This is a genomic window from Rhizobacter sp. P3_B12 (genome assembly GCF_056402895.1).
On record NZ_JBFUGN010000137.1, the window covers coordinates 1 to 9,880 of the forward strand.

At 68.3% G+C, this 9,880-nt stretch carries 10 protein-coding genes and 1 tRNA gene; 7 read left to right on the forward strand and 4 right to left on the reverse strand.

What is annotated here, in order from left to right; translation table 11 throughout:
* Nucleotides 1-204 precede the first annotated feature (204 nt).
* The 6 genes from AC1D01_RS10180 to AC1D01_RS10205 all read left to right on the forward strand — a co-directional run bounded on the left by AC1D01_RS10180 (nt 205) and on the right by AC1D01_RS10205 (nt 3,652).
* Nucleotides 205-606: a hypothetical protein gene (locus AC1D01_RS10180; protein ID WP_477865918.1), complete on the forward strand. Its 402-nt coding sequence runs from the start codon at nt 205-207 to the stop codon at nt 604-606.
* Nucleotides 607-927: 321 nt separating this feature from the next.
* Nucleotides 928-1,527, forward strand: a complete 600-nt coding sequence (locus AC1D01_RS10185; RefSeq protein ID WP_477865919.1) for a transposase — start codon at nt 928-930, stop codon at nt 1,525-1,527.
* 59 nt (nt 1,528-1,586) lie between these two features.
* Nucleotides 1,587-1,673: transfer RNA gene (locus tag AC1D01_RS10190), tRNA-Ser, on the forward strand.
* 138 nt (nt 1,674-1,811) lie between these two features.
* Nucleotides 1,812-3,149, forward strand: a complete 1,338-nt coding sequence (locus AC1D01_RS10195; protein ID WP_477865920.1) for a hypothetical protein — start codon at nt 1,812-1,814, stop codon at nt 3,147-3,149.
* 13 nt (nt 3,150-3,162) lie between these two features.
* The gene (locus AC1D01_RS10200; RefSeq protein ID WP_477865927.1) at nt 3,163-3,252 is read left to right on the forward strand and encodes an excalibur calcium-binding domain-containing protein; all 90 of its coding nucleotides are present in this window, start codon (nt 3,163-3,165) and stop codon (nt 3,250-3,252) included.
* Between the two features lie 22 nt (nt 3,253-3,274).
* Entirely contained in the window at nt 3,275-3,652 is a 378-nt protein-coding gene (locus tag AC1D01_RS10205; protein WP_477865921.1) for a hypothetical protein, read from the forward strand.
* A 54-nt stretch (nt 3,653-3,706) separates the two neighbouring features.
* Here AC1D01_RS10205 and AC1D01_RS10210 read toward each other — a convergent pair whose 3' ends face one another.
* The 4 genes from AC1D01_RS10210 to AC1D01_RS10225 are packed head-to-tail and all read right to left on the reverse strand — an operon-like array spanning nt 3,707 to nt 8,335.
* A complete protein-coding gene (locus AC1D01_RS10210) occupies nt 3,707-4,135 on the reverse strand; it encodes a hypothetical protein (protein WP_477865922.1) in 429 nt (142 codons plus the stop codon).
* A gap of 6 nt (nt 4,136-4,141) precedes the next feature.
* Nucleotides 4,142-4,537, reverse strand: a complete 396-nt coding sequence (locus AC1D01_RS10215; RefSeq protein ID WP_477865923.1) for a nuclear transport factor 2 family protein — start codon at nt 4,535-4,537, stop codon at nt 4,142-4,144.
* Between the two features lie 44 nt (nt 4,538-4,581).
* Nucleotides 4,582-7,338 (reverse strand): hybrid sensor histidine kinase/response regulator, encoded by a 2,757-nt coding sequence (locus AC1D01_RS10220; protein ID WP_477865924.1) that lies wholly within the window; start codon nt 7,336-7,338, stop codon nt 4,582-4,584.
* Nucleotides 7,339-7,345: 7 nt separating this feature from the next.
* Nucleotides 7,346-8,335, reverse strand: coding sequence for a substrate-binding domain-containing protein (locus tag AC1D01_RS10225; protein WP_477865925.1), 990 nt, complete (start codon nt 8,333-8,335; stop codon nt 7,346-7,348).
* A gap of 193 nt (nt 8,336-8,528) precedes the next feature.
* Here AC1D01_RS10225 and AC1D01_RS10230 point away from each other — a divergent pair.
* Nucleotides 8,529-9,880 (forward strand): ABC transporter substrate-binding protein (locus tag AC1D01_RS10230; protein ID WP_477865926.1); only part of this gene is annotated, 1,352 nt, incomplete at its 3' end.

Genomic DNA, 9,880 nt, shown 5'->3' on the forward strand with positions numbered 1-9,880 from the left:
CGCATGTACAGCCTGTTCGCGCTGGCCAACCTCATGATCGCCAAGAGGCCGCTGCTCAGGCCTGCAGGGGTCAGTGCGCCCTGAAGGTTAAGACGAGCTCGCCAATCATTCGAAATCCACGCAAACGTGCGCTCGCCGCGGTGCAATGCATTCGCAGAGAAGCTGTCGGCTCCAGACATTGAATTGATCAGCTCATCCCTAGGTGTGGATGACGAAGATGAGCTTAGATTTTTCTCCCACGTCCCACGTGACGAAGAGCTTGACGGCGCCACGGAGGATGAGAAGAAGCTCTTCGAGTTTGCCATTGGCCTCGATCACTCAGCGAGAGAGCTGATCCGCTACGCACTCAGCGCCGCGGCCGAGAGGTCGGCCGATTCTGTGAAGTTGTGGCTTGCAGAGGCTGTCAAGGGCGGCTTAGACGTCACTGTCGAGCTGAGCGTTTCCAGGTTCGTCGCAGACGGGCTTCCCAAGGCTAAGGAAGAGGCCCAGCAGACAGCGATGCTCAAGCGAATCGAAAAGCTGGAGCACTTTGCAGATGCTGCCTTGGCGCTGGCAGCCGAAATGAGGAAGACGCTTCGTCCAGGCGTGGGCGATTGGGAAAGCTGACGAGCGAGGTTTCGCCCTTCGGAGAAGCGCCATGCAGGGCTGACATTAGCGAGAGTGGATTGCACGTCTTTGAATACCGCCTGCAGGGGCTTCCAAAGACCTCCCCGCGAGCGCCAGTAGCGAGACTGTTGATTTCCATCCAGAACTGACCCACGCAAGACCCTGCGGTGGCGGCCCTCGTGATCATGCTGCGCCAGCTCAAGATGCACGGTATGGCCCAGGCCGTGGTATGCGTCCGGCCAAGTCATCTTGATCTGAGGTCGCAGCCATAGGAGGCTCTACTCCACTTAACTTCTCCGTGGACACGTGGACGCTACTGTAGTGAAGGCGGCTGGCCGCCGCCGAAGGCGCAAGCACAGCGCCGAGTTCAAGGCGCAGCTCGTGGCGGCCTGCGAGCAACCTGGCATGTCGAGCGCAGCCGTGGCGATGGCCAACGGCATCAATGCGAACCTGCTGCGCAGATCGGTGAACGAGGCAGAGCAGCGCGGAGCGCTGCTGCTCGCCCCGTTACCGACCTCGACGACGTCTGCACCGCCGGCCCCTGAGTTCGTCCCCCTGCAACTGCCCGCCCCGAAGCCGCAGCCCGACATCCGCATCGAACTTCAACGCAGCGGGGTCAACGTCTCGGTTGCCTGTCTGCGGGCCGCAGCTGAGGCGTACGGCGTGGGCTTCGACTCGCTGAGGAAGTGGGTTGCTGCATACAGCGCTCATGGTGCAAAGGGCGTGACGACGAAGAAGCGAACCAACTACGATCAGGGACTGAAGCTCGAGGTGCTGCGTCGAGTTCAGGAAGAGGGTCTCTCGTGCAGGCAGGCTTCACCGGCCCGGCCAGGGTCAGCGCGAATCCGGCCCACACCGCGGACAGCAGGGCGAGTGCCGACCATCGCCGGATTCCGTTCGTGGGCTCTACTGTGCGACTAGTCGCCTGTTCGCCACTGTGAGGAAGAAGGTCGGTTCAAGTCCCGGTTAGACTCAAGTTTGGAAGGCTGGCCGAGTGGTTTAAGGCACCGGTCTTGAAAACCGGCGAGGGCGCGAGTCCTCCGTGGGTTCGAATCCCACGCCTTCCACATTGGTCGCACAGTTGTGCATCGAGCAAGGAGAGGTTGTCCACAGGGCAGCGCCCCCCTGCACCCCCTCAAACCACAGAAGAATGGTTTAGATAAGGGTTCGAATCCCTGAGCTTCCGCCAACGCACCGCCCCCACCATGCTGCCTCGCGCGCTGAGAGCCACCTCCCTCCTGCTGGCCGCGTGCGCGGTGTTCGCCTGTGGCGGCGGCGACACCCCGGCCGACAACTATCACGTCACGATCGAGTCGCTGCCGATGATTCTGGCGCCGCGGGTCGCGGCCGCCCCGGACGGATCGGCGTGGATCGCCTGGACCGAATCGGCCCCGGCCGGCGAAACCGTCTTTGCGGCGAATGTGGACCCGTCGGGACGAATCGTCCGCAGCCGCGTCTCGGTGCCGGTCGAAAGCGTCGTGCGGGATGTCCAGATCGTGATGGCGGGCTCGACACCGGTCGCCGCGTGGAGCGACCACGCCGGCAACGGGTCCGCGGTGCACTTCGCCACCCAGGTCCCCGGCACCTGGAGAACCGACCTGGTCACCCGGGCCCCGACCGCCGGCGACTTGCAATTGATTCCGCTGAAGGATGGCCGCGCGTCGGCCGTGTGGCAACAGGCGAGCGTGACCGGCGAGTCCGAACTGATGTCGGCCCAGAGGTCGGCGCGCGGCGAATGGTCGGTCCCGGCTCTCGTCGCGGTTGCGCCGGCCGGCACGGTCATGGGGGCTCCGCGGCATGCCGCGAGCGCGGACGGCTCGCTGACCCTGATCTGGACCGAAGCGCTGGCGCCATCGGGCGCGGCGGTGGTGGCGCCGCAAACGCTGATGAGCTCCCGACACGGCGCCACCACGGCGTACTGGGAGGCGGCCCAGGCCGTGGATGGCGGCGACGCGCTGCATGCCGCGTACGACATCATTTCCGCCGGTCCGGACGGGTGGCTTGCCGTGTGGTTCGAAGGGTCGCCGAGCGGCTACCCGGCGCTGCAGTCGAAGCGCTTGACCGCAGGTGCCTGGGACGCCACACCGACGCGCGTCGACACCGGCGAGGACCCCACACTGCGCGAGCTGGCATGGGTACCCACGGACTCGTCTTCGATCACCCTCATCTGGACCGGGCTGAGCGACGCCATCGCGCCAAGCAGCATCCGGAGCGCCCGCTTCGATGTGTCTCAGGGAGCCTGGAGTACCCCTGCATTGATCGCCCGCTACGACACCGGCTATCCCGTGCTGCCGCGCCTGGCCAGTGGCGGGACAGGCTCCGCGGTGGCCGTCTGGAACGTCTCGCAAGGCGGCATCGATAGCCCGGTGCTGGCCTCGACAGCAGCGGCCGGTCCGTGGCGATCACCGTCATTGCTGGATCGCGAGCGCAGTGGCCTGGCCGCGGACGTTGCGCTGTTTTCGGCGGACGATCTCGTGATCACCTGGTACCGCATCGGCGCGCAAGGGCGCAGCGACATCGTCGTGGACCGGCGCCGGCCGTGAAGCGAAGTTCTTCCTGAAGAATTGCCCGGACACGAAGATGGACGGCAACAATGATGGCGTGCCCTGCGAACAGCAGTGGTGCACGAGCCCGTTCGCCAACTGATTCTGACCAGGGGAGGTTCAGCTTGTCGAACTCGGAGCGCACCTATGCGTGGCAATGCTTCGCCTGCGAGGGGGCCAATCCACCACACGCCGATCACTGCACGTCTTGCGGCTTCCCGGCCAGGGCGACCGGACGGCAGATCGACGCGGCTCGCGCCGCCGGAACGACAGCTGCTGCCAAGCCCATCGAGTTGCAGGAGCGAAGCGCCATCGATTCCATCGCGCAGGTTCTGGCTCCTCTCCCGATGTGGCGCCAGGCACTGGCCGTCATCGGCGGATTGCTGGGCATCGGCGGCGCCGTCTGGCTCAAGCTCGCGTGGTCGTTGACCGGGATCGCCTGGAGCCTCGGCGCCATGATGCTCGGTATCGTCCTGGTGGCCGCAGGCACGGGTCGGAAATGACACGACCGGGAGATCGACGGTCACTGCAAGCGCTGGCGATGCACGGCATCGGCCTCACGCCAGGCTGATGCTCCCATCCTCGTCATCCGCCCGCAGCCACCCGATCGCCAGCGCGATCAGCACGCCGCCGATCACCATCGCGATCCAGCGCCAGTGGCGGTTCGACTCGACCCGCTCACCGTCGCGCGCAATGTGCACGCACTGGCGCAGCAGCCGCGTCGCCTGCACCTGGATCGCATCGCCGTCCTTCAGCCGCTGGTAGGCCGCATACCCGACCGAGCAACTCGCCACCCGCCCACCCACCAGGTGCAGCGTGTAGCTGGTGTCGCCGGAGCGGTTGTCGCGGCGCGCCGACTCGCCATCGTTGACGTGGCTCGTGTGCTGGTCGACCCTCAGGGTTTCATCGCGCAGCGGCAGTGCGGTGTCGCTCAGCAGCACGACACCCCCGATGAAGAACAGGCAACGCAGCAGCAGCTTGAACACGGGGCCTCACGTCGCGGGGTCGATCGGCTCGACCAGGTGCGCCCGGTTCGCAGGCGCCGCATACGGCTCGGGCCAGAACTCCACCAGCCGCGTGATGAGCCCGTCTACCACTGTGAAGAAACTGAGCGCGCGCGCCGACTGCACGCCATCGGTGATCGACACGTCCGACACCGCCTCGCCCTGCCCACCCACCAGCCGGTTGACCGTGAAGCGCCACGGCCCGTGGGCCGGGTACTCGGCGTTCATCTGCGCGAAGTCCTGCGCGCCACGGATGCGCTCGTTCGACTGCGGCCACTCCAGCACGAAGCCAGGCGCCAGCACCTGCGCCACGGCGAAGAAATCGTTGGTCGCCATCAGGCGCCAGAACGCCTGGACGGTGTCGACGGCAGCGGGATTCGGCATGCCGGCATTGTGCCGGCAACCCCACAGGCCAGGTTCCAGTGAATTCAGCCCGAACCCCGCTTCGCAGCCGGCTCGGCCGGCCGCACCCAGCGCGCCAGCGTCGCGAACATCTCCTCGACCTTGATCGGCTTGGCGATGTGGTCGTTCATGCCGGCCGCGAGCACGGCCTCGCGATCCCCGACCATCGCATTCGCCGTCATCGCGATGACCGGCAAATCCCGCAGCCGCGGCTGCCGGCGCAGCGCCCGGGTCGCCGCGAACCCGTCCAGCACCGGCATCTGGCAATCCATCAGCACGCCATCGAACGGCTCGGCCTCCAGCATGTCGAGCGCCTCCTGGCCGTCGTTGGCGACGCTCACGACCAGGCCGGCGCGGCGCAGCACGTCCAGCGCCAGTTCCTGGTTGATGGGGTTGTCCTCCACCAGCAGGATGCGCGCGCCGCTCAGGCCGGCCCGGTGCCGGGCCAGGTCTTCTTCGCGCTGCACCAGGCGCGTGGGATGGTGCACCGCCAGGCCGAGTGCCTTGCTGCAGGCATCCAGCAGCGTCGACGGCGTGACCGGCTTGGTGAGCAGCGCACTGACCGCGAGCGCCTGCTCGACCAGCCGCTGCTGCGCGTCGGCCCGGCTGAAGGCCGTCAGCATCAGCACCATCGGCAACGGGTGGCGCCGCCCGGCAGACCGTGACAGCAGGCGGGCGCACTCCATGCCGTCCATGCCGGGCATCTTCCAGTCGAGCAGCAGCAGGTCGTAGGGCTCGTCGTGCGCGTCGRCATGCTCCAGCCGGCGCAGCGCGTCCCGGCCATCGCTGGCCGTATCGGCCGTCAATCCGAGCGCGCCCATCATCGCGGCGATCACGTCGCGGGCGCTGGCGTTGTCGTCCACCACCAGCGCACGGCCGCCGCGCAGGCCGTCCCGGCGCAGTGCCGGCGGCCGTGCGGCCACCCCCTTCTGCAGGCCGTAGCGCACGCTGAAGTGGAAGCGGCTGCCGCAACCCGGCTCGCTGTCGACGGCCAGCTCGCCGCCCATCAGCCGCACCAGGTTGCGGCTGATCGCGAGCCCCAGGCCCGTGCCGCCGTGGCGCCGGCTGGTCGAGGCGTCGGCCTGCGTGAACGCCTCGAACAGGCGCTGCTGCTGCTCGCGGTCGATGCCGACGCCGGTGTCGCGCACCTCGAAACGCAGCTGCACCGACACGTCGTCCCGCTCGATCACGTCGATGGCCACGACCACCTCGCCGCGCTCGGTGAACTTGATGGCGTTGTTGCCCAGGTTCAGCAACACCTGCCCCAGGCGCGACGGATCGCCCATCACCGCCGGCAGTTGCGGCGGCACCGCGAACACCAGCTCCAGGCCCTTCTCGTCCGCCTTCATCCCCAGCAGGTTGCTCACGTTGTCCATCACGTCGCCGAGGCTGAACGCGATCGTCTCCATGTCGAGCTTGCCGGCCTCGATCTTCGAGAAGTCGAGGATGTCGTTGATGATGCCCAGCAGCGACTCCGCCGAGCCGTGCACCTTCTGGATGTAGTTGTGCTGCTGCGGGTTCAGCCCGCTCTGCAGCGCCAGGTACGACATGCCGAGGATCGCGTTCATCGGCGTGCGGATCTCGTGGCTCATGTTGGCCAGGAACTCGCTCTTGGCCGAGCTGGCCGCCTCCGCATCGCGGCGCGCCTGGCGGTCGGTCTCGGCCTGCCGGCGCTCGGTGAGGTCGACGATGAAGGCCACGCCCTGGTGCATCGAATCGCTCAGCAACACGGCCCCGATGAGCACCGGCACCAGGCTCCCGTCCTTGCGGATGTAGTGCTTCTCGTAGGGCTGGCAGCGGCCGGTCTCGCGCAGCTGCTTGATGGCCTGCTGGTCGGCATCGGCCTGCTGCGGCGGCGTGAGCCGCTCCCAGTTCACCAGGCCGGCGTGCAGGTCGGCGCGGTCGTAGCCGACGATCTCCAGGAAGGCATCGTTCGTCTCCGTGATCGCCCCCGTGGTGTCCCAGAAGAACACGCCGATCATGCTGGACTCGACCACCCGGCGCACGCGCGCCTCGCTGGCGCGCAGCGCCTCCTGTGTCTCGAGCTGCTCGCGGGTGCGCTGCTCGATGCGCTCGCCCATCGCGTCGATGCTGCGCTGCAAGGCACCGATCTCGTCGTCGGACCCGCCGTGCGTGCCGGGCGCGATGCGGGCCGTCATGTCGCCGTGCTCGATCCGCCGCACGCAGTCGAGCGTCACGCCGATGCGGCGCAACAGCCAGCGCCCGAACAGGCCGACCGCGATCGCGTTCAGGCACAAGGCCGCGAAGGTGATGCCGCCGATCGCGCCCATGAACCCGAACAGGGCCGCCTGCACCTCGCGGCGCGCCACGGCCACGCCCACCAGCCAGTCGACCGGCACCAGCGTGTGGAACACGGCCATGCGTCGCTCGTCCTTGTAGCTGTATTCCAGCGTGCCCGCCTGGCGCCGCATCATCTCGTCGACGAAGCCATAGTCCACGCGATCGCCGATGTGGAAGTCCGGGTGGTAGACGACGCGGTTGTCGTTCTTCTCGACGATGAACAGCGTCGCCGACGCGAAGCCCTCCTTGGCGCGCAGCCGCAGCAGCTGCGCTTCGGCCTCCCTGGCGGCGGCGACCACGCCCGAGCGGTTGAGCTGCTGCCGGATCGACTGCGTGGCCCCCTGCAGCTCGAGCTGCATCAGCCGTTCGCGCGACTGCCGCAGCTCCGCTTCGAGAAAGAACACGGCGGCACCCAGCACCGCGGCGGTCATCACGAGGATGGCCGCCAGCGAGACCAGGTTGAGTCGCGTGCCGATCTTCACAGCGGGCTCAAAAATTGTGCTGGTCCACGTTGGCCTTGGTGAACACCATCACCGGCAAGGCCACCTGCAGGCTGATCGCATCCCGGCGCGGCGTGAAGCTGCCCAGCCGGCCGGCCTGGAACGGCTGCCCCGCCTTCAGCCCGCCGGCCAGCAGCTGCCGCGCGGCATGCACGGTCAGGTAGCCGTGGTCCGGCGCATTCCACAGCAGCACGGTCCGGACCGTGCCGTCCTTCAGGAACTCGCGCATCAGGTTCGGCGTGGAGTTGCCCACCACGGCCACCTTGCCGGCCAGCCCGGCATCGCGCACCGCGCGCGCGACACCCGGCAGGTTGGGCGACCCGAGCGCGACGAGGCCCTTCAGCCCGGCCAGCGACTTCAGGCAGTCCTGGGCAATCCGGTAGGCCTCTTCGGTGCTCTCGCCGGCGGGGCGGATGTCGACGATGCGCAGCCCCGGATGGCGCGCGTAGATCGCCCGCTTCATCGCATCGATCCAGCTGCTCTGGTTCGGCGCCGCGAAGCTCGTCGTCACGATGGCGATGTCGCCCTTCGGGCCGGTCTCGGCGCGCAGGGCGTCGACCAGCTGRCTGCCGAAGGCCTCGAAATCGACCAGGTTGACGAAGAACTCGCGCAGCTGGCTGTCGGCGTCCCAGCTGATGACGTGGATGCCGGCCCGCTGCGCCTTCTGCAGCACCGGCACGATGGCCACCGGATCGTTCGCCGCCACCGCGATCAGGTCGGGCTTCGCCGGAATCAGGCGCTCGATCATCTCGATCTGCCGCTCCACCTGGTCCTGCGTCGGCCCGGTCCAGGTCACCGCCATGTCGGGCAGCTCGCGCGCTGCCGCATCGATGCCCGTCTTGACGGCGTCGTAGTACGCGATGCCCACCAGCTTGGGCATGATGACGATGCGATGGCGGGGCTGCGCCCGAGCCGCGGGCAGGGCCGCAGCCCACAGCAACGAACCGCCCCACGCGAGTGCACTGCGCCGGTCGATCATTCGCCTTCTCCTGGTTCTCCGCTCGGACGGAGAGACGCCCCCTGCAGGCAATGATGATGGGCCGATGCATCGTCTTGTCAATGCCGGAGTCGACACCCTCGTTTACCCTGGAAACGTCCCGCCGAAGGTTCAAGACCCGCGGCCGAAGGCGCAAGATCCCAGTCGCCCAGCGGTGTGCGTTGAGGAGACGAGCATGGGTCGCAAGCTTTGGCCGGCGCGGGCCGTCCACGCGTTCGCAGCGGGTCTGCTCGGCGCAAGCGTGGCGTATGGCGCCGAGCCGCAGCCCCGGCCCAAGGGCTCCGACACGACCGTGGTGCGCCCCGGCGACGTGCTGCCGCCCCGCGTGGCCCCGCCCTGCACGCCGGGCCGCTGCCCGTTCGCGGGACAGCACGTCACGGTGCTGGTCGCCGAAGGCCAGGGCATCGGCGGGCCGGTGCTGGAGATCAAGCCCGAATTCGAGGCCGCCACCGGCGCCACGCTCGAGATCGTGCAGCGGCCCCACGAGGAGCTGTTCGCCACGCTGATCTCCGACCTGACCAACGGCACCGGCCGCTACGACGCCTGCATCGCCGGCGCCTGGTGGCTCGGCGAGCTGGTCGCCGGCAAGCACCTCGTGCCGTACGACCGCTACTACAAGGATCCGCGCTTCCCGGCCTGGAACATCGCCGAGGTGCTGCCGGCGCCGCGCAGCCTGCTCGAGTTCGGCGGGCACAAGTACATGGTGGCCAACGACCACGACGGCCAGGTGATGTACTACCGGCGCGACCTGCTGGCCGACCCGCAGCACCGGGCCGCCTTCCAGAAGATCCACGGCTATCCGCTGGCGCCGCCGGCCACCTGGGAGCAGTTCCGCGACATCGCCGCGTACTTCAACGGCAAGGACCTCAACGGCGACGGCGAGCCGGACCACGGCCTGCTGCTGCCGCTGCGCGCCGGGGCGCAGGGCATGTTCCATTTCATGTCGCTGTCCGCGCCCTTCGTGATCGGCCCGGACAACCCGCACCTGTACTGGTTCGACCCGCAGACCATGAAGCCCCTGCTGGACAGCCCGGGCCACGTGCGCGCCCTCGCGATGCTGGTCGACCTGGTGCAGTTCGGCCCGAAGGAGATGCTCAACTGGGACCTCGGTCGCGGCTGGGACTACTTCCTGTCCGGGCGCGCCGCGCTCACGCTCACCTGGGGCGACCTCGGCGCGCTCGCGCAGCAGCCGGGCAGCCGGGTGCGCGGCAAGGTGGGCTCGGCGCAACTGCCCGGCACCTTCGAGTACTACGACGCAGGCCGGCACCGGTGGGTGAAGACCGAGCGTCCCAACCGCGTCGGCAACACCACCGGCGGCTCCTGGGCGGGCGTGATCTCGCGCGACTCGAAGGCGCCGGCGGCCACCTACTACCTGCTGGCGCTGATGGCCAGCGAGCCGAAGTCGCGCGTCTATGCCGCGCGCGGCTGGGACGGCATCGACCCGGGCCGCCGCTACCACCTGCTGCCGCCCAAGGGCAGCGGCCGCCTGGACGACTACCTGCAGGCCGGCTGGGATGCCACCGACGT